General features: G+C 67.6%; 17 protein-coding genes. 10 read left to right on the top strand and 7 right to left on the bottom strand.

Annotated features, from left to right (window positions below):
• Nucleotides 1-3 precede the first annotated feature (3 nt).
• From ACZK2G_RS12905 to ACZK2G_RS12885, 5 genes are all read right to left on the bottom strand, one after another.
• Nucleotides 4-339, bottom strand: coding sequence for a tetratricopeptide repeat protein (locus ACZK2G_RS12905; protein ID WP_046986158.1), 336 nt, complete (start codon nucleotides 337-339; stop codon nucleotides 4-6).
• Nucleotides 339-914: a flavin reductase family protein gene (locus ACZK2G_RS12900; RefSeq protein ID WP_295381218.1), complete on the bottom strand. Its 576-nt coding sequence runs from the start codon at nucleotides 912-914 to the stop codon at nucleotides 339-341. The genes ACZK2G_RS12905 and ACZK2G_RS12900 overlap by 1 nt, the downstream gene beginning before the upstream one ends.
• The gene (locus ACZK2G_RS12895; protein WP_337302751.1) at nucleotides 911-1,540 is read right to left on the bottom strand and encodes a superoxide dismutase; all 630 of its coding nucleotides are present in this window, start codon (nucleotides 1,538-1,540) and stop codon (nucleotides 911-913) included. Before ACZK2G_RS12895 ends, ACZK2G_RS12900 begins: the two co-directional genes overlap by 4 nt.
• A gap of 350 nt (nucleotides 1,541-1,890) precedes the next feature.
• Nucleotides 1,891-3,402, bottom strand: coding sequence for a thioredoxin family protein (locus tag ACZK2G_RS12890; RefSeq protein ID WP_136637863.1), 1,512 nt, complete (start codon nucleotides 3,400-3,402; stop codon nucleotides 1,891-1,893).
• 147 nt (nucleotides 3,403-3,549) lie between these two features.
• Entirely contained in the window at nucleotides 3,550-3,999 is a 450-nt protein-coding gene (locus ACZK2G_RS12885) for a GNAT family N-acetyltransferase (RefSeq protein ID WP_046986162.1), read from the bottom strand.
• Between the two features lie 66 nt (nucleotides 4,000-4,065).
• Here ACZK2G_RS12885 and ACZK2G_RS12880 point away from each other — a divergent pair, with 66 nt between their 5' ends.
• The 10 genes from ACZK2G_RS12880 to ACZK2G_RS12835 all read left to right on the top strand — a co-directional run bounded on the left by ACZK2G_RS12880 (nucleotide 4,066) and on the right by ACZK2G_RS12835 (nucleotide 15,776).
• Nucleotides 4,066-5,001 (top strand): TIGR03571 family LLM class oxidoreductase, encoded by a 936-nt coding sequence (locus ACZK2G_RS12880; RefSeq protein WP_136637864.1) that lies wholly within the window; start codon nucleotides 4,066-4,068, stop codon nucleotides 4,999-5,001.
• Nucleotides 5,002-5,154: 153 nt separating this feature from the next.
• Nucleotides 5,155-5,466: a DUF3817 domain-containing protein gene (locus tag ACZK2G_RS12875; protein ID WP_136638053.1), complete on the top strand. Its 312-nt coding sequence runs from the start codon at nucleotides 5,155-5,157 to the stop codon at nucleotides 5,464-5,466.
• Between the two features lie 153 nt (nucleotides 5,467-5,619).
• On the top strand, nucleotides 5,620-6,816 hold the full coding sequence (locus ACZK2G_RS12870; protein WP_426355724.1) for an MFS transporter: 1,197 nt from the start codon (nucleotides 5,620-5,622) through the stop codon (nucleotides 6,814-6,816).
• Nucleotides 6,813-8,006, top strand: a complete 1,194-nt coding sequence (locus tag ACZK2G_RS12865) for an isochorismate synthase (protein ID WP_046986166.1) — start codon at nucleotides 6,813-6,815, stop codon at nucleotides 8,004-8,006. Before ACZK2G_RS12870 ends, ACZK2G_RS12865 begins: the two co-directional genes overlap by 4 nt.
• Complete coding sequence (locus ACZK2G_RS12860) at nucleotides 8,003-9,655, top strand: (2,3-dihydroxybenzoyl)adenylate synthase (protein WP_478473533.1); 1,653 nt, start codon at nucleotides 8,003-8,005, stop codon at nucleotides 9,653-9,655. The genes ACZK2G_RS12865 and ACZK2G_RS12860 overlap by 4 nt, the downstream gene beginning before the upstream one ends.
• Nucleotides 9,655-10,287, top strand: coding sequence for an isochorismatase family protein (locus ACZK2G_RS12855; protein WP_241888130.1), 633 nt, complete (start codon nucleotides 9,655-9,657; stop codon nucleotides 10,285-10,287). Before ACZK2G_RS12860 ends, ACZK2G_RS12855 begins: the two co-directional genes overlap by 1 nt.
• A complete protein-coding gene (locus ACZK2G_RS12850; RefSeq protein ID WP_010485231.1) occupies nucleotides 10,287-10,544 on the top strand; it encodes a phosphopantetheine-binding protein in 258 nt (85 codons plus the stop codon). The genes ACZK2G_RS12855 and ACZK2G_RS12850 overlap by 1 nt, the downstream gene beginning before the upstream one ends.
• Nucleotides 10,541-14,431, top strand: a complete 3,891-nt coding sequence (locus ACZK2G_RS12845) for an enterobactin synthase subunit F (protein ID WP_478473532.1) — start codon at nucleotides 10,541-10,543, stop codon at nucleotides 14,429-14,431. Before ACZK2G_RS12850 ends, ACZK2G_RS12845 begins: the two co-directional genes overlap by 4 nt.
• Nucleotides 14,422-15,180: a 2,3-dihydro-2,3-dihydroxybenzoate dehydrogenase gene (locus tag ACZK2G_RS12840; RefSeq protein WP_478473531.1), complete on the top strand. Its 759-nt coding sequence runs from the start codon at nucleotides 14,422-14,424 to the stop codon at nucleotides 15,178-15,180. The genes ACZK2G_RS12845 and ACZK2G_RS12840 overlap by 10 nt, the downstream gene beginning before the upstream one ends.
• Before the next feature lie 149 nt (nucleotides 15,181-15,329).
• Complete coding sequence (locus tag ACZK2G_RS12835) at nucleotides 15,330-15,776, top strand: REP-associated tyrosine transposase (protein WP_046986172.1); 447 nt, start codon at nucleotides 15,330-15,332, stop codon at nucleotides 15,774-15,776.
• 64 nt (nucleotides 15,777-15,840) lie between these two features.
• Here the strand turns inward: ACZK2G_RS12835 and ACZK2G_RS12830 are convergent, their stop codons facing one another.
• Nucleotides 15,841-17,301 (bottom strand): esterase-like activity of phytase family protein, encoded by a 1,461-nt coding sequence (locus ACZK2G_RS12830; protein ID WP_478473529.1) that lies wholly within the window; start codon nucleotides 17,299-17,301, stop codon nucleotides 15,841-15,843.
• Between the two features lie 21 nt (nucleotides 17,302-17,322).
• On the bottom strand, nucleotides 17,323-19,641 hold the full coding sequence (locus ACZK2G_RS12825) for a TonB-dependent receptor (protein WP_478473527.1): 2,319 nt from the start codon (nucleotides 19,639-19,641) through the stop codon (nucleotides 17,323-17,325).
• Between the last annotated feature and the right edge of the window lie 206 nt (nucleotides 19,642-19,847).

Raw genomic sequence — 19,847 nt, 5'->3', positions numbered from 1 at the left:
AACTCAGCCCGTTTTTGCCAGGGCCGCTTGATCGCGGTCCAGGCGCCGCAGGAACACCTGCATTTCCTTGCGTGCCTGCTGGTCGCCCTTGCTGCCGGCCACGCTCAAGCCGCGTTGCCATGCTTCGCGCGCCGCCTGCGGTTGGCCACTGGCCAGCCAGGCTTTGCCAAGCAGCTTCCAGGCCGCCGAGTACTGCGGATCAAGCACCACGCAGCGGCCCAGATGAGTCGCCGCACGCACCGGGTTGCCGGCATCCAGCCAGCCCTTGCCCAGGCCGAAGCGCAGCAGCGCGCCGTCCTTGCCGGTGGCGAGCATGCATTCCAGAGCCTCGATGTTCATCAGCGCACCTCTACCAGCAGCTCGGCCGGTCCCGGCTGGAAGCGGCCCCGATGGAACAGCAGCGGCGCACCACCATTCTCGTGTACCTCGATGATGCGGCCAGCCAGCAGCAGGTGATCGCCGACCGGCCACTGCGCGTGGCGGGTACAGGTGAGGTGCGCTACCGCACCGGCGATGCGCGGTGGGGCGTCCTCTTCGTCATCCAGCAATGCCAGACCGTCGAAGCGGTTGCGTACCTGCGGATCGGCAAAGCGCCGGGCCAGTGCTTCCTGGTCGGCCGCCAGCACGCTGATCGCAAAGCGGGTGGCGCGCTGGAAGGCGGACAGGCTCTGCGCGTGCAACGCCAGGTTCCACAGCACCAGTGGCGGCTGCAATGACACCGGCACGAACGAATTGATGGTCAGGCCGATGGGCTTGCCCTGCGCATCGCGCGCGCAGACGATGGCCACGCCGGTAGGAAAGTGGCCGAGCAGCCGACGCAGTGCCCGCGGCGGCATCTCGACCGACGGCACCGGGGCCGGGGCGGGGAAGACCCCCGCCCACGGCCCGGCGTACGGCAGTGTCTCGCCGCTCATGAGGCCCGGGCCTGGCGGTAGCGCCGGCCGACTTCGGCCCAGTTGATGATGTTGAAGAACGCACCGATGTAGTCCGGGCGACGGTTCTGGTAGTGCAGATAGTAGGCGTGCTCCCAGACGTCCAGCGCCAGGATCGGGGTATTGCCGGACAGGCCGACCGTAGCGCCCATCAAAGGGCTGTCCTGGTTGGCGCTGCTTTCAACCTTCAGGCGGCCGTCGCGATCACTGGTCAGCCAGGCCCAGCCACTGCCGAAGCGGGTCTGCGCGGCCTTGGTGAAGGCATCCTTGAAGGCGTCGAAGCCGCCGAGGTCGCGGTCGATGGCGGCGGCCAGTTCATCATCGGGTGCACCACCGTTGGCGCTGAGTACGGTCCAGAACAGGCTGTGGTTGGCATGGCCACCTCCGTTGTTGCGGACCGCGCCACGCTGCGCCTCGGGCACGGCATCGATGTTGGCGATCAGCGCCTCGACCGGCTGTTCGGCAAGGCCGGCCTGCTCGAGGGCGGCATTGAGGTTGTTGACGTAGGTCTGATGGTGCTTGCTGTGGTGGATCTCCATCGTGCGCGCATCGAAGTGCGGCTCGAGGGCGTCGTAGGCATAGGGGAGCGGGGGAAGCGAGTACGACATCGAAGCAATCTCCGTGGGGAAGGCCAGGTGGCTGGCCGTGGGGAGATCGTTATCGCACCTCAACATTGGTTTAGGTCAAGGGGCGGGATTGAAATGGGTGCGCTGACGGCGCCTTGATTCATTCCGTGTTGCAGGTGCGGAGACGGCGTCAAAGGCAAGCGCAGGAGCGACGTGGTAGTGCCGGCCGCTGGCCGGCAATCAGTGAAGGTCGGGTTGCCGGCCAGCGGCCGGCACTACCAGAACCCGCTTTTCGAACGCTCACCGGCGTGCTGATGTACTGCCCCCGCCCCCTCCCGCACGTATCAACAAAAGCGCCGGCAGGTGAACCAGCCGCCAGCGCTTTCATCAACTCAACTCAACCAATCCTTGCATGCACCATCCACCTGCTCGCCGCACGCCTGCTGCATCCGCTGCTGCAGTCGCGCCAGTGTCTCCGCGCCCTGGTGCTTGCCGCTCCACGCCTTCAACTGCCCGGCCAGGCGCTCGAAGCGCTGGCGGGTGCGCTGGTGGTAGCCCGAAGGCTGCGCCTCCAGCTCGGCGATCAATGAGGCGGTCGCCTGCTCGATGCGTGGCGCATCGTCCGGGGCCAGCCGCAGCAGGCCTTCCACGTACAGCACGCCCCACTGCACACGGGTCGCCGGGCCCTGCGCGCCATCGTAGGCACGCTTCAGCCACTCCAGCGCGCCGGCGGTGTCGCCGCGCTGCTCCGCCAGTTCAGCCAGCTCGGGCATGTAGTAGTACGGCTGCTCGCTGCGCTTCAGCTCGGCCAGCAGCAGCGCCTCGGCACCGGCATCATCGCCGACCTCGCGCAGTGCATAGACTGCGCTGCTGATCGTGGCCTGGCGCGCATGGGCATCGGTGGCGGCGGCATCGGCGGCGGCCGTGCGTTGCTTGACCCGCTCCACCAGCGCCGCCGGAAGCGCGCCCTTCGGCTGCTGCTGGCGGACCAGCGAAACTTCGGTCAGGGCCCGCGACAGGGCATCGTCGGCGCGGTCACCACGCTCGGCGTCGGCGCGTTCCAATGCCACCAGCAATTGCTGGCCCAGGGTGGTGGACGTGGCCGGCCCTGCGCTGGCCTGCTTCACCAGCTTGGCGCCTGCATAGCCCAGCAGCTCGCGGTTGCGGCGCACTTCGACAGGCTGTGCCAATACTGCCTGCAGCAGCTCGCGCACTTCGGTGGGTGCCGCGCTGGGCGTGTCGGTGGTGGCCAGCGCCAGCAGCGCGAAGCGGTGTTGCAGGGCCGCATCCGGTGCGGACCTGGACAGCTGGCGAAGAACGTCTTCACTCTTGCGCTCACCGGCCAGGCGGTTGGCATCCACCTCCCAACCGTAGTCGCCCAGCACCTGCCAGTCTTCCGCCGCCAACCTGTCCGGTGTGGCCAGGGCGGTGGCCAGCGTGGCGGCAACCGCACTGCGGCGGCCCGCCGCCACTGTCAGGGCGCGGGTCAGTTGGGCGGCATCGTTGCCACCGGCGACGCGGGTGATCTCGTTGCGTTGTGGGTCGAGCACGATCAGGGTCGGGTAGCCGCGCACGCCGAAGCGTTCGCCCCAGGCCTGCGCACCTTCCTCGTCGCCATCCAGGTAGACGGGAACGAACTTGCTGGTCAACGCGATGAAGGCCGGGTCCTTGAACAGGCCGGCCTTGAGCTGGTTGCATGGCGGGCACCAGACCGCACCCCAGTACAGCAGCACCGGCTTGCCGCTGTCGGCGGCTTCGGCAAAGGCGTCGTCGACGTCGCCCTGGCGCCAGGCAATGGCAGTGGCCGGCGCGGGCGCCTCGGCGGAGTTGGCGGTGGACACCGGGGCCGGGGAGCAGGCGCTCAGCGCCGAAGCCAGCAGCAACATGGAAAGCGCGACGCGCATCGGCACATCTCGAAGGACAGGGTGATGGACCATTGTAGGAACGACCGGGCCGCTGACTGATGCAGTTTGCTTATGACGGGCATGCGCGAGGGCATGACGCCTTTATTGCACTGCCAGGTAGCGACGGACCGTGCCCGGCGGATGCCGTCAGGGCGCTGCCCGCAGCATCTGCTGGTACACCAGTCCGTTGAACTCGCCGACCTCGCCGTCCAGCACGAAGCCGTAGCGCTCATAGACTGGCACGGCGTTGAGCGAGGCGCGCACGGTCAGCACCGGCTCGCGCACCCGCAGCAGCACTGCCTCGAACAAGGCATGGCCGATGCCCCGGCCCTGGCAGGCGGGGTCGACGAACAGCATGGCCAGATGGCGGCCTTCTTTCAGTTCAACAACGCCGACCACGCGCGCATCCTGCTCGGCCACCAGGATGTGGTTGTCACCTTGCAGGCGCGCGGCGAACGCATCGGCGGCGGCGACGCTGCCGAATGTGGCGATGCCGGCCGCGCTGAGCGAAGGCGCCACGGCTTCGTTGAAGGCGGCCATGCACAGCGCACTGATCGCAGGCACGTCGTCGATGTGGGCGGGGCGGATCTTCGGCATGCAGCGTTCTTTCCTTGGTGGGCGGCGCGTCATCGCAGCCGCATGCCTGCACGCTAAGCTGAGGGCATGAGTGATTTCAATCCCGCGTACGCTTCGTTGTTTCCGCAACAAGGGCTCAGCCTGGGCCTGATGACGCCTGTCGCCGCACATGGACTGGCCGATCCACGCGAAGCGCGGCGCATCGCGCGGCTGGCCGACGATCTCGGCTTTGCCGCGCTTTGGGCGCGCGATGTGCCGTTGATGGTGCCGCAGGGCCCGGATGCGACAGCGAGCGCGCTGGACGATCCGTTCCTGTGGCTGGGCATGCTTGCCGCAGCGACCGAGCGCATCGTGGTCGGCAGCGCGGCCATTGTGTTGCCGCTGCGGCAGCCGTTGCAGGTCGCGAAGTCCGCGTTGAGCCTGGACCGGATCAGCGACGGGCGTTTCGTGCTCGGCCTGGGTTCGGGTGACCGCCCGGAGGAATTCGCCGCGTTCGGTGAGGATCTGGAGGGCAGGGCGGCGACGTTCCGTGAGCGCTGGTCGCTACTGCGTGCCGCGTTGTCCCTCGACACCGACGAGCGCGCTGAGGTCCTGGATGCCACCGGCGGCTTCGAGGTGCTGCCGGCACCGTCCGCGCGCATTCCGATGCTGGTGGTGGGCACCGCGCGGCAGAGCCTGCAGTGGATCGCGCGCGAAGCCGAAGGTTGGGCTACCTATCACCGCGAGGAGGTCGCTCAGGAAGGGCGCATCGGCCTGTGGCAGCAAGCGCTGGCGCAGCGTGGTGGATCGGCAAAACCCTTCGTGCAGTCGATGCTGCTGGACCTGCAGGCGGATCCGCAGGCGCCGCCCGAGCCCTTGCCGTTGGGCCTGAAGGTTGGCCGCGATGGCCTGCGTGATTATCTGCTGCGTGTGCATGCGCAGGGTGTGGCGCACGTGATGTTCAATCTGGTCGAGAACGGGCGGGCAATGGATGAAGTGCTGCGCGAGATTGGTGAGCAGGTGTTGCCGCAGACGCTCCGGTAGGTGTCCACCTGGGTGGACACGCCATATCCCTGCCCCGCTGCGCGCGACGGGCATGGCCCGGCGCTACCCGCCGGTGTCCGGAACGTCCGCATCTGCGTATCATTCGCATTTGATATCCCGATGCCGGAGCTCCGCGTGACCGAACGTTCCCCCATGCACCCGACCGGACGCCTGTTCGCCGCAGTCGCTTTCATCGAGGCTGTGACCTGGGCCGGCCTGCTCATCGGCATGTGGATGAAGTACGGCCCGATGGCCAATGTGGCGCTGGTGAAGCTGTTTGGGCCGCTGCACGGCGTGGCGTTCCTGGTCTATGTGGCAGTCACCCTGTTTGCGGCAGTGCACCTGCGCTGGCCATGGTGGGCGAGCGCGCTGGCCTTGCTGGCAGCGATCCCGCCGCTGGTCACGCTGCCGCTGGAGTGGTGGTTCAAGCGCCGTGGTCTGCTGGGCCTGCGTGCAATGCGCTGAACCCACTGTTGCATGCCCATTCAAGAGAATGGGTATCAAATGCAAATACGAGCCGTTATCATTTAAGGGTGGCATCTGGTCCTGAGCAGGGTCGGTGCCGGGTGGGGCGTGTAGACGCGCCCGGCCATCCTTTCCTGTTACGGCTGGTGTTCCATGCACGCACGTCCCGTCGTTCCCGGCTTGCCGGCGCTGGTGTTGGCTGCCCTGATCGGCACCATGGCGATGATGTCCTTCGTCGCCGTGATCGGCCCGGTGGTTCGCATGCTCGGTTTGTCCGAGTGGCATGCCGGCCTGTCAGTCACCGCCGCCGGCGTGTTGTGGATGCTGGCCGCGCGCCCCTGGGGCCAGCTCAGCGACCGCGTCGGCCGCAAGCGCGTGCTGATGCTGGCGATGAGCGCCTACACCCTGGTCTACATCGCGCTGGCGGTGTTCATCGACGTTGCCCTGCAGGCAGTGCCGCCTGTGTTGGTATCGGTGCTGGTGCTGGTCGGCGCGCGTGGCCTGATCGGCCTGTTCTACGCCGCCGTGCCCCCTACCGCTGCCGCGCTGATCGCCGACAAGGCACCGACCGGCCAACGTGCCAAATTCCTCGCTCGCCTGGGCAGCGCCAACGCGCTGGGGATGGTGCTGGGGCCGGCGGCCGCTGGCTGGCTGGCCTATACGAATCTGTCACTGGCGCTGTATGTGGCCGCATTGTTGCCGCTGCTTGCGCTGGCATTGCTGGCCTGGCGGCTGCCGGCCACACCGCCAGTGGAGAGCGCCTCTGCACAACGCCGCCATCCGATGAGCCGTCTCGACCCGCGCCTGCGCCTGCCACAGCTGGCGGCGTTCATTGCGATGGTCTCGGTGACCATCGCGCAGGTGACGGTCGGCTTCTTCGCGATCGATCGCCTCGGCCTGGATGCAGCGGCGGGCGCACGCATGGCGGGTATCGCGCTCACTGCGGTCGGCGTCGGCCTGATTCTGGCGCAGGCGCTGGTGATGAAGCTGGAGGTGCATCCGCGGCGCTGGATCATCCTGGGTGCGTTGATTTCCGGCATCGGCTTCGCTTCGGTGGCCGGCGTTCAGCAGGCCTGGCAGTTGCCGGCAGCCTATGCGCTGGCCGCGTTCGGCATGGGTTTCGTGTTCCCCTCGTTCCAGGCGCTGGCTGCCGACGCGGTGGAAGCACACGAGCAGGGTGCTGCCGCCGGCACCGTTGCTGCCGCGCAGGGGCTGGGCATGGTGGCCGGACCGATGCTCGGCACGCTGTTGTATCGCGGTGGGCCCAGCCTGCCTTATCTGCTGGTGGGTGCGCTGCTGCTGTTGCTGTGCGCGTTGGCCGCCGCGTATCGGATGAAGGAGACCTCATGAACGATTCCCTGATGCAGGGCGCGTGGCCGGAGGCTGCGCCGCCGGCCCTGGATACCATCGACGACGCCGCACTGTTCCTGTTGCAGCATGCGGGTCAGCATGTGCATGCGCGCGGTTGCCGGGCCGCGCTGCCGAGTGGTGCGCTGGCAACCCTGGCTGAGCGTGTTGCGGATTTCTTCGCCCAGCAGCGTGGCGGCCCCGGCCTGCTGGTCGGCGCGGTGCCGTTCGAGCCGCGTGCTGATGATGCGCTGTACCAGCCCGAGCGGCTGCTGCCGCCATTGCCGTTGCAGCCGCAGGCGGCGCCGCCGCTGGAGGGTGAGCTGCGTGCAGAGCCCGCAGCGGTGGACTATGCCGCCGCCGTGGCCACTGCGGTGCAGGCCCTGCGCGCGCCCGAACAGGATCTGCATAAAGTGGTGCTGGCGCGCAGCCTGCTGGCCCGCACCCGGCAAGCGCTTTCGCCGGATGTACTGCTGGCACGGCTGGGTGCGGACCCCTCGGTGGCCACCTATGCGGTGCCGCTGCCGGTCGAACTGGGGCGGGCCCCGGCCTGGCTGGTTGGCGCAACGCCGGAGCTGTTGCTGCGCAAGCGTGGTGTGCAGCTGCTGTCGCACCCGCTGGCCGGGTCCGCACGCCGCAGCGCCGATGCCACCGAGGACGAGCGTGCCGCGCAGGCGCTGCTGGCCTCGCGCAAGGACCATGACGAGCATCGCCACGTGGTCGAAGCCATCGTCGATGGCCTGGCGCCGTACTGCAGCCACATCGATGCACAGCCGCGGCCGGCGCTGCATGCGACTGCCAGCATGTGGCATCTGGGAACCCGCATCCACGCCACCCTGAAGGATCCGCAGACGTCTGCAGCCGAACTGTTGGCACAGCTGCACCCCACGCCGGCAGTCTGCGGTACGCCACGGCTGGCGGCACTGCAGCGCATCCGTGAGCTGGAACCGGTGCCGCGCGGTTTCTATGCCGGTGCAGTCGGCTGGTTGGACGCGCAGGGGGATGGCGACTGGTACGTGGCGATCCGCTGCGCGCGACTGCAGGGCACGCAGCTGCGCCTGTACGCAGGCGCCGGCATCGTCGCCGATTCGCAGCCCGAGGCTGAAGTGGCTGAAACCGCAGCCAAGTTCGCTGCCCTGTTGAACGCGCTGGGTGTCCATGAATCGGCGCCCGCCATCGAGCCTGCCGCATGAATACCTCCGCTGATTCTTCCCGCCTGCCACTGCAGCAGGTATGGCCTGATGAACTGATGGCGCGCTATCGCGAGGCCGGTCACTGGCGTGGCGAGACCTTCCCGGCGTTCCTGCGCGAGCGCGCGGAACGCTATGCGGATGACATCGCGGTGGTGTCAGGTGACGTCCGCCTGAGCTATGCGCAGCTGTGGTACGAAGCCGGTCGCATCGGTGCCGGCCTGCTGGCACTCGGCCTGCAGCCCGGTGAGCGGGTGCTGGTGCAGCTGGGCAACACCGCTGGCTTCATCACTACGATCTGTGGCCTGTTCCGGGCCGGACTGGTGCCGGTGTACGCACTGCCTGCGCATCGCATCACCGAGCTGGTGCACTTCGCGAACAAGGCCGAGGCCAGTGCCTACATCACTGCCGACCTGCACGACGGCTTCGATCATCGCGGACTCGCGCGGGCGCTGCAGGCAGACGTACCTGCGGTGCGCCACGTGGTCATCGATGGCGATGCAGCGGAGTTCACCGCGCTGGAGTCGCTGCAGGGCGACCGCAGCCAGCTGCCGGCCGACCCGGATCCGCAGTCGGTGGCGTTCCTGCAGATCTCCGGTGGCAGCACCGGCCTGTCCAAGCTGATCCCGCGCACGCACGACGACTACATCTATTCGTTCCGCGCCAGCAATGACATCTGCGGCATCGACCGCGACAGCGTGTATCTGGTCGCGCTGCCGGCCGCGCACAACTTCCCGATGAGTTCGCCCGGCTTCTTCGGTGCGTTGTATGCCGGCGCCCGCGTGGTGCTCAGCCCCGGCCCCGGACCGGATGCGGCCTTCCCGCTGATCGCACGGGAGCGGGTGACCTGCTGTGGCCTGGTGCCGCCGCTGGCGTTGCTGTGGGCGCAGGCCGCCGCCACCAGCAAGCATGACCTGTCCAGCCTGCAGGTACTGCAGGTGGGCGGCGCCAAGCTGGTGCCGGAAGCCGCGCGGCGGGTGATCGACGGCCTCGGCTGTACCTTGCAGCAGGTATTCGGCATGGCCGAAGGGCTGGTGAACTACACCCGCCTGGACGATCCGGAAGAACTGATCGTGGCCTGCCAGGGGCGGCCGATCAGTCCGGATGATGAAGTGCGCGTGGTCGATGACCATGACCAGCTGGTGGCCGAGGGCGAGGTGGGGCATCTACTCACCCGTGGCCCGTACACCATCCGTGGCTACCACAACGATGCGGTGGCCAATGCGCGCTCGTTCACCGACGACGGCTTCTATCGCACCGGCGACCGTGTGCAGCAGCTGCCCGGTGGCTATCTGGTGGTACAGGGCCGTGCGGGTGACCACATCAACCGCGCTGGCGAGAAGATCTCCGCTGAGGAGATCGAGGACCACCTGCTGGCGCACCCGGGTGTGTTCGACGCCGCCGTTGTCTCCATTCCCGATGAGTACCTGGGCGAGCGCAGCTGCGCCTTCGTGATCCCGCAGGGCGAACCGTTCAAGGCCCCGGCACTGAAGGCCTGGATGCGCGGGCGTGGCCTGGCCGCGTTCAAGGTGCCCGACCAGATTGTGTTCGTCGACAGTTTCGATACCACTGCGGTCGGCAAGATCAGCCGCCGCGAACTGCGCGCGCAGCTGCGTGCGCGTCATCTGCAACAGACAGGAGGAACGCGCTGATGGCGCTGCCCCGTATTACCGACTATCCCTTGCCGACCGCCGCCGAACTGCCGCAGGCGCGTGGCCCGTGGCGCCCGCAGCGCGATCGTGTGGCTTTGCTGGTGCACGACATGCAGCGCTACTTCCTGGCGGCATTCGACGCCGGCAGCACGCCCTTGCGGCCGGCGGTGGACAACATCGTGCGCCTGCTGGCGCACTGCCGCGCGCACGGCATTCCGGTGTTCTACACCGCCCAGCATGGTGACCAGGATCGCCGCGACCGCGGCCTGCAGGCCGATCTGTGGGGGCCGGGCATGCGCCGCAGCGCCGACCACGAACCGATCATCGAGGCGCTGGCACCGCAGCCAGGCGAGCACGTGCTGGTGAAGCACCGCTACAGCGCCTTCCAGCGCAGCAACCTGGAGACGCTGATGCGGGTACGTGGGCGCGACCAGCTGCTGGTGACCGGCGTGTACGCCCATATCGGCTGCACCGCGACCGTGGTCGAGGCCTTCCAGCGTGACATCGAGGCCTTCATCGCCGCTGACGCGGTGGCGGACTTCTCGCGTGCCGATCACGATCAGGCGCTGCACTGGATCGCACGCACCAGCGGGGTGCCGATGACCACCGACCAGCTGCTGGAGGTGCTGTGATGGCCGCCACGGGTGAGGTGCTGGATCTGGAGCGGATGCGTGCCGATGTGGCGCGCGTGCTGGAGTGCACACCGGCCGAGATCGGTGACGACGACAACCTGATCGACCTGGACCTGGATTCGATGCGCATGCTCGGCCTGGTCCTGGCCTGGGGCAACACCGGCCTGCCGCTGGAGTTCTCGCAGTTGGCCGAACACACCACGCTGCGCCAGTGGTGGAACGTGGTGCAGACGCTGCAGGCCGCGCAGAGCGCATGAACGCCGTCGCGCTGGCCACGCCGGTGGCATTGACCGAGGCCCAGGCGGGACTGTGGTTCGCACAGCGGCTGGCACCGGACAACCCGTCATTCAATACCGCGCACGCGGTGTGGATCGATGGCCCGCTGGACGTGGCCGCGTTCGTCGCAGCGGCAGACCAGGCTGCAGGCGAGGCCCAGGCCTTAGCACTGCGCTTTGCCGAAGGGGCCGATGGCCAGCCGCTGCAGTGGCATGACCCCGCACACGTGCCGTTGCTTTCGGTGCGGGATGTGTCCACTGAGGCGGATCCCGCCGCTGCGGCACGCAACCTGATGCACGCCGACCGGCTGAGCCCGGTCGATCCCACCCGCGACCGGATCAGTCAGCAGGTGCTGCTTGAGCTGGGCGGGCAGCGCTGGGTCTGGTACCTGCGCGCGCATCATCTGGCGGCCGATGGTTACGGCATGGCGCTGTTCACTGACCGGGTGTGCGCGTTGTATGCCGGTCGTGCCGGTGAGTCACTACCAGGGCTGGCGGGCGTGCTGGCTGATGATGCCGCTTATCGTGCCGATCCGGGCCGGGCGCAGGCCGGGCAGTGGTGGCGCGCGCACATGCAGGGCGCCCCGGCGGGCGTCGGCCTGGCCGGTACGCTCGCTGCCAGTGAGGACGCGCTGCGCTGGGTACAGCCGCTCGATGCGGCATTCCGGGAACAGCTGCTGCAGGCGTCGGTTCGTTGGCTGCAGCCCTGGCCGGACGTGCTGGCCGCGTTGTCGGCCGAGTACCTGCGGCGGATGAGCGCTGCCGATGAAGTGGTGCTGGGCGTTCCTTACATGGGGCGGCTCGGCAACGCGTCGGCGCGGGTGCCTGCGATGGTGATGAATGTGTTGCCGCTGCGCGTGGCGGCCGCCGAGGGCAGCGTCGAGGCCTTTACCCGCGGGCTGGGCCGTCAGCTCAGCCAGGGGCGCAAGCACGGCCGTTACCGCGGCGAGCAACTGCGCCGGGACCTGGGCCTGGTGGGTGCGCAGCAGCGCCTGCACGGTCCGCTGGTGAATGTGCAGCCGTTCTACAAGCCGCTGGTGCTGACTGGCGTGCAGGCGGCGCTGGAGGTGCTGTGCACCGGGCCGGTGGATGACCTGACGCTGGGCTTCCGTGGCGATGGCCAGCGTCTGCTGGATCTGGAGATCGAGGCCAATCCCGCGCTGTACAGTCGCGAGGATGTCGAGGCACACGCGGCACGGTTGCTGCATTTTGTGTCGGCGGCACTGCAGGCTGACGATATCGCAGCCGTACCTCTGGCGACGACCGACGAGGTGCAGCAGGTGCTGCACGGTTTCAATGCCACCGCGCACGCGCTTCCTGAGACCACACTGGTTGAATTGCTGCAGCAGGGCATGGATCGGGATCCGCACACTCCAGCGCTGGTGTTCGGCGACACTACGCTGGACTACGTAACGCTGGAAGCGCGCAGTTTCGCGCTGGCGGCACAGCTGCGGGCGATGGATGTCGGCCCGGGCAGCGTGGTGGCGGTGGCATTGCCGCGCTCGCTGGAGCTGGTGATCGCTCTGGTCGCGGTGCTGCGAGCAGGCGCGGCCTACCTTCCGCTGGACCTGGCCCATCCCGATGAGCGGCTGGCACGTATTTTCGCGTCGGCACAGCCGGTGTGCGTACTGGCTGCGGCGGACGTATCGGCGCGCGTGGCCGGCGTACCGGTGCTCGCGCCGGAGCAGTGGACTGCGCTGAGTTTTGCCGCACCGTGGGCCGATCCGGCACCTGACGATGCGGCCTACGTGATCTATACCTCCGGCTCGACCGGCGAGCCCAAGGGCGTGGTCATCGAACACCGTGCCATCGTCAACCGTCTGCTGTGGATGCGCGAACACTACGGCATCCGTGCCGATGACCGTGTTCTGCAGAAGACTCCGGCCACGTTCGACGTCTCGGTCTGGGAGTTTTTCCTGCCGCTGCTGTGCGGCGCGACGCTGGTGGTGGCGGGCCCGGATGCGCATCGCGATCCGACCGAGCTGGCGCGGCTGATCCGCGCGCATGGCATCACCACCGCACATTTCGTGCCGTCGATGCTCGATGCGTTCCTTGCCGCGCCGGCCTCCGAAGGCCTGCAGCTGCGCCTCGTGTTCACCAGTGGCGAAGCGCTGGACGCGTCGTTGCGTGATCGTTTCCATGCGCGCGTGCAGGCCGAACTGCACAACCTGTATGGCCCGACCGAAGCGGCAGTGGACGTGAGCTACTGGCCGGCTTCGGCGCAGGATCGCTCACGGCCGGTACCGATCGGCTTCCCGGTCTGGAATACCCGCCTGTACGTGCTGGACGCGCGGATGCAGCCGCTGCCGGTGGGTGTGCCGGGCGACCTGTATCTGGGGGGCGTGCAGCTGGCGCGTGGCTACCTCGGCCGCGATGATCTGACCGCCGAGCGCTTCCTGGCCGATCCCTTCCTGCCAGGGGAGCGCATCTACCGCACCGGCGACGTGGCGCGCTGGCGGAGCGACGGCGCAGTCGAATACCTGGGCCGCAGCGACCATCAGGTAAAACTCCGCGGCCTGCGCATCGAACTGGGCGAGATCGAGGCGGCATTGCGCGAGCTGCCGGGCATGGATCGGGTGGAGGTGCTGCTGCGCCAGGACGCTCCTGGCGACGCCCGGCTGGTGGCCTATGTGCCTTCCGCCCTTGCCGAGGCGACGACGCTGCGCAGCCATCTGGCCACGCGCGTGCCGGACTACATGGTGCCGTCGGCCTTCGTCGGCGTGGAGCACTGGCCGGTGACCGCCAACGGCAAGCTCGACCGCAACGCGTTGCCTAAACCACCACAGCATGACGTCGCTGGATTGGCACCGCGCACGCCGCTGGAACAGGAGCTGGCGGTGCTGTTTGCCCAGGCACTCGGGCGTGAAGCGCCAGTGGCGGTGGATGCGGACTTCTTCAGTCTCGGCGGCGACTCGCTGTCGGCGGTGCACCTGCTGCTGGCGATCGAGCAGCGCTGGCGCTGTGACCTCGGCTTGGGTGCCTTGTTTGCGCAGCCCACCGTGGCCGCGCTGGCGATACGCATTGCCGAGCCGCCCGCGCTGGCTGATCACGCGCTGGGGCCGGTAATCGCGCTGGCCGCGACCGAAGCTGCCGGACCCACGCCTCTGTTCGTACTGCACCCGGCCGGTGGCATCGCCTGGAACTACCGCACCCTGGCCCGGGCACTGCAGCCGGCCCGCCCGGTGTACGGCCTGCAGTCGCCGGCACTGGACGCGCGGCAGCCGCTGCCGAGCAGCATCGAGGCGATGGCCAACGACTACGTACAGCGGGTGGTCGCATTGCATCCGAAGGGGCCGGTGCATCTGCTGGGCTGGTCGGTGGGTGGCATCCTCGCCCAGGCGATGGCGGTGCGCCTGCATGAGATCGGTCGCGAAGTCGGCGAGCTGGTGCTGCTGGATGCCTACCCCAGCGAATGCTGGCGCGCCGAGCCGGAACCCGATCCGATTGCGGCGCTGCGTGCGCTGCTGGCCATTGCCGGGCACGATCCGGATGCGCATCCGGAGCTGGACAGCCGTGAGCGCATCCTTGGTTTCCTGCGTCGTGGCGGCAGCGCGCTGGGCAGCCTGCCGGACGTGGTGCTGGATGGTGTAGTGCGTGCGGTGACCGGCACCAATCGCTTGATACGCGAGCATCATCATCGGCCGTTCGTGGGCACGCTGGTGCATGTGCGCGCGGGTCGAGACCATCAGGCACGGCCGCAGCTGCAATCGGCGTTGTGGCGTGCACACGCACTCACGGTGCAGGCACTTGAACTGCCGTTCCTGCATGCTGAGCTGACCGGCCGCGATGCGGTGGCGCAGCTGGCGCCATGGTTGTCGGCGCGCCTGCGCCATTGGGATGAGCAACAGGAGATCGCAACATGCAGTTGACCGGTTTTGAAGGCCGCGTGGCCCTGGTGACCGGCGCCGCCGGTGGCATCGGTGAGGCCCTGGTGCGGTTGCTGGCCGAGGCTGGCTGCACGGTGGTGGCGACCGATCGCGATGCGCCCGTGGTCGCGGATGCACGTGTGCAGGCGTTTGCCCTTGATGTGACCGACAGTGCGGCGGTGGATGCGCTGGTGGATCGTGTAGAAGCCAGCATCGGGCCGATCGGCCTCGCCGCCAGCGTGGCCGGGGTGCTGCACGTGGGCGAGGTGATCGGCACCACCGATGACGATTGGCGCCGGGTTTTCGCAGTCAATGCGGATGGCGTGTTCCATGTGGGGCGTGCGCTGGCGCGGGTGATGTCACCACGTCGGCAGGGTGCGATCGTCACCGTCAGCTCGAACGCGGCGGGCGTGCCTCGGCACGGCATGGCCGCCTACGCGGCATCCAAGGCAGCCGCTACGATGTTCACCCGCTGCCTTGGGTTGGAGCTGGCACCGCTCGGCATCCGTTGCAACATCGTCGCCCCGGGATCGACCCTGACCCCGATGCAGACCGGCATGTGGCAGGACGAGCATGGCGCAGAGCGGGTGATTGCTGGCAACCTGGAGACGTACAAGGCCGGCATCCCGATGCGCAAACTGGCCACCCCGGAGGACATCGCGCACTCGGTGATGTTCCTGCTCTCCGAGCAGGCCGGGCACGTGGCGATGAGCGATCTGTATGTAGACGGCGGCGCCACTCTGCGCGGGTGAGTCCTGCATATTCCGACCACCTGCCGGCAACCCATGGCCCCGGTAGTGCCGTCCGCCGGCCGGCAACCTCATTCAACTTCAGACATCTCCGAACATCCATCGAGGCATGGCCTGACGTTCAACGCCCAATGATCGCTCCACGATGAGGCATGAGCAGCCACCGCCTCCGCCTGGGCCGGCGTTCCATTGTCGGTCAGGTCTACGTTCTGACAACGACCACACATCAGCGCCGCCGGCTCTTTGAAAGCGAAGCTGCAGTGGCATGTGTAATCGACCCGTTTCATTACATCGAGCGGCGGGGGCTGGTGCAGTCACTCGCATGGGTCGTCATGCCGGATCACGTCCACTGGATGTTCGAGCTGCGTGCAGCTCACCTTCCAGACATTGCGCGCCGAATGAAGTCGTCGAGCGCGCTTGCCCTGAATCGCCTGGCGGGTCGTCGAAGTACGGTGTGGCAGCCTGGCTACTTCGACCACGCCGTGAGGGCTGAGGAGTCGCTGGCGCGGCCAGCCCTATACATCCAGGGGAACCCGGTACGCGCCGGTATTGCCGAGCAGATTGGCGAGTATCTGCATGCGTGGTCGGTCTGGGCGTGATGCCGGCCAGCGGCCGGCACTACCAGGCTTTCGAGCGAGACGGTTGCGGCACTACCCGTTGCGGTCAGGGAAGGGTCAGTCGGTACACCAGCACGCGGTTGTCGTTGTCGTACGGGCTATCGCAGCGCTGGCCCTGCATGCGGCAGTGACGGGCGATGAAGTCGTTGTCATTGCCGATCAACAACAGCACGTCGTTCGGATGCTGCGGGTCCAGCGCCGGCAGCACGTCCATGGCTTCCCACTTTTCCGAGAGCAGCCCGGCATGTGGGCCGCGCATCGTGTCCAGATCCAGCCCGGCACGCGCGAGCTGCGGGCGGTCGAGCAGGTTCAGCAGTTCGTCGCTGCGTGCGGGCACGATGCCTGCCTTCAACGTGGTACCGGTGGGATCAGCCAGTACCGAGGTCGTGCCGGTTTCGTAGGTGCTGCCGGCCAGATTGCTGGCATCGGCCACATCCACGAGCAACACCGACTTGTAGACGATCGGGTCGTCGACGTCCTTGCCCAGGCCATTGCCATCCCGGGCCAGCAGCAGGAAGCGATGGTCGTCCAGCACGCGGAGCTCGCTCTGCGCGGCGGTGCGGTCCAGTTTGCCCTTGCCGTCTTGCGCGTAGGCGGGCAGGGCCATCACGTAATGGCCGATAGGTTGCTGTGGCGTCGGCGAGGCCGTCACGTCGTAGACCAGTACGCGGGTGTTGATACGGCCCGCCGCGTTGCCCTGCGCGCTGTCCTGCAGTGTGGCGCTCTGCAGGGCGACGAACAGGCGGGTGCCGTCGGGTGACAGGCCCATGCCTTCCACGCCCTGGTTGTTGCGGCGGCCGGTCTGCGGTGGCGCCAGCGAGCCGAACGCCGGCTTGCCCTCGCGCTGCGGCCTGATCGCAGGGGGCGCCACGATCACGCCCTGCAGCTGACCCTGCGCATCGAAGTAATAGACGTTGGCGGTGTACTCGTCGCCGATGTAGAAATGGCCATCGGCGGTGAACTGCAGCGACTCCGCATCCAGCGAAACCTTGCCGGCGCCCGCGCCGCTGGCCGGCGAGGGCAGCACCACATCGCGTTGGGTGATCGTGTGCTCACCCGGGTCGGCACCGGTGAACGGCTGCCCGTTGAAGTCCTTCAGCACCACGCCCTTGTCCGGGACCATCGACAGCGTACCGAGCGCACCGGGCTTGCCTCGCGTAACGTCGATGCGCAGCTGCATGCGCTCCACGCGTCCAGTGTAGTCGTAGAACAGGCCGGCCTCGGGATCGTTGCGGCCGCGGTCGGGCAGTGTCCACAGCACGCCTTCGTAGCCGCTGGCGGTGCGCTTCCAGGTGCCAGGCTGTACCGCCAGCGACGAGAACGAGCCCAGCGTGTCGCCGAGGAAGTCCACCGTGCCTGCCGGCAGCCGCCCGGCGGCGACCAGGCCTTTATCCACGTAAGTACGACCGCCCAACTGCAGGGTGCGTGGCGGTGCGCCAGCGGCCTCGTGTGGAGCGGAGTATCCGCCGGCGGAGAGGGTGGCCAGCAGCAGGGCGGTCGCGAGCATCGGTGGACTCCGGGTGGTCGATCAGAAGCGAAGGTCGATCGTACCGAACACCTGGCGCGGTGCCGAAGCATGGAACACGTACAGCTTGCCGGCCGGGTCGCTCGGCGCGAATACGCTCGAATCCAGGTTGCTGGCGTAGCGCTTGTTGGTCAGGTTGGTCACGTTGAACGACAGGCGCATGCCCTTGGCGAAGCCAATCTGGCCGAAGTCGTAGCCGCCGGCCAGGTCGAACACGGTGAAGCCGCCGAAGCCCTGGTCGTTGGTGTAGGTGTAGAAGCGTTCGCCGGTGTACTTGCCGCGCAGGCTGGCGAACCAGCCGTTGTCACGCCAGGTGATCTCGGTGGCCAGCAGCTGCTTGGGTGTATCGGTCTGGATCTTGCCCTTGATCTGCTGCTCGACACCGGCCTGCACGTAGTTGGAGGCGTAGGTCGAACGGTTCAGCGAGGCCGAGGTGTACCAGCTGAAGTGCTCGTTCGGGGTCCACAGCACGGTCAGCTCGGCACCGCGGCTGTCGACGCCGCCGACGTTGTAGAAGCGGTTGCCGCAGGTCGGGCCGACCGGCTGCCGCGAATCGCAGGGATTGTACTGCAGCAGGCGGTTGTCGAAGCGCACGCTGTAGGCTGCGATCGAGGCCTGCAGGGTATCGGTGACGAAGCGGTAGCCGGCTTCCAGCGAGCGCGACTCTTCCGGCTTCAGGTTGCCCTGTGCATTCCAGGTGGCCTGGCTGACCGCCTGCGGACCGAGCTTGAAGCCGCCCTGGTACATGGCGATGTTCTCGGCGTAGCTGGCGAAGATCTCGTGGTGCTCGGCCAGGCGGAAGTTGGCGCCGATGCTGGGCAGGAAATTCCTGCTGGCCTTCAACGAGCCGGTGGCGAACTGGTTGTTGGAGGTCGGCGAGATCGGCGTCTTCGCATCGCCCGGCAGCGCCTGTGCATCGGAGGTGGCGTGCGGGCTCTTGGCGCCGAACTCCAGGGTCAGGCGGTCATCAAGCAGGCGCCAGGTGTCCTTCAGGAAGAACTGGTGGGTCTTCCAGCGCGTTCGCTGGGCGAACACGCCGACATCGGAGGGCAGGGTGTTCATGCCACTCAGGTCACGCGGGCCGTCCACGGCGGTCTGGTAGCGTTCGGCGCTGCTGGTGTTGCGTTCGTACCAGACGCCGCCTTCGATGCGATGTGCACCCAGCTCCCAGTCGAACGACAGCGTGCCGCCATCGCGGTCGATGGTGTAGATGGTGTTGCGGAAGATGATCGGAATCTCCTGCGCCGTACCCTTGTTCGACCAGGCGCCGCTGTTCCAGTTGTGGCCTTCGCCGCGGTCATCGTGGTGGTAGGCCAGGGCACGCAGGCTGAAGCCATCGGCCAGGAAGAAGTCGCCGGCCAGGTAGTAGAGGTTGTCATCGCGCAGGATCTGCCCGGCAGTGAATGCACCATCGGCGTCCTTGTCCGGGCCGCTGTTGTCGCACTTCTTCGCGTTGAGGCTGGCGGTATTGCAGTAGGCCTTGGCCACCGCCTTGTTCCAGTCCGGCGCATAGCCACCCCAGTCCCAACCAAGGCCGCGCGACATCTCGTCCTTGGACAGGTAGAAGTAGTCCGCCTGGGTGGTGCGCGAGGTATCGACGAAACCGGTGATCTGGCCGCGGCCGAAGTTCCACACGCCCTTGGCATTGAACTGCTTGGTGGTGGACGTGTTGTAGGCGGTCTGGTCGTTCCACAGATCAGAGACGGCGTTCATGCCGGAAACGTAGCCGGAGAAGCCGTTGTACTCGCCGCTGTCGACGCGCACGAAAGTGCGGCGGTTGGCATCGCTGCCGAAGGTCTGCACCACGCGGCCCCCCAGCTCCTGGGCTGGGCGGTCGGAGGTGTAGGAAATGGTGCCGCCGAGGTTGCTGGTGGACGGCGTGCCGAGGCTGCCGATGCCCACCGCCAGTTCGGCGCCGGCCATGTTCTCGCTGATCAGCGCACGGTTGATGGTCAGGCCGTTGTAGTTGTTGTACGCACCGTCGCCCAGCGGCACGCCGTCCAGCGTGTAGCCGAGGCGAGTGGAGTTGAAGCCGCGCAGGCCCAGGGTCATCGACTGTTCGTTGGTGCCCAGCGCATCGGCCGACTGCGCGTTGACGCCCGGCAGCAGGTTCAGGGTCTTCTGCAGGCTGGTGCCCGGCGGCAGGATGTCGAGGTTCTCGCGGGTGATGCGCTGCACCTGGCGCGCTTCACCGCTGCCGATCACCGAAACCGCATCGAGGTTGGTGGCGGAGGGCGTGCTGGAGGTCGGGGCAGCATCCTGCGCCCAGGCCGCGGGAGCGAGCGCCAGGGACAGCGCAGCGGCCAACAAAGTCTTCGTCATGTTACGGACACTCAGGCAGGCACGAGCCACCGCATGGGCGCGGAGCTCATGGAGTTCGAAAGGAGGGACAGCTGATGCGACCGCGGGCGCTGCGGATGCCGTGGGTCAACGTGAAAATGGTGCGCTAGACAGATGACTGTCTGGTGACACCGCTATGCGCGTGGCATGCCGATGCATGCATTGGTAGATGCCAACCTTGGTTGGCA

The organism is Stenotrophomonas sp. 107298_Sma (assembly GCF_056480345.1).
The sequence above is the reverse complement of the archived record's forward strand: the minus strand, read 5'-3'. Positions and strand labels throughout refer to the sequence as shown.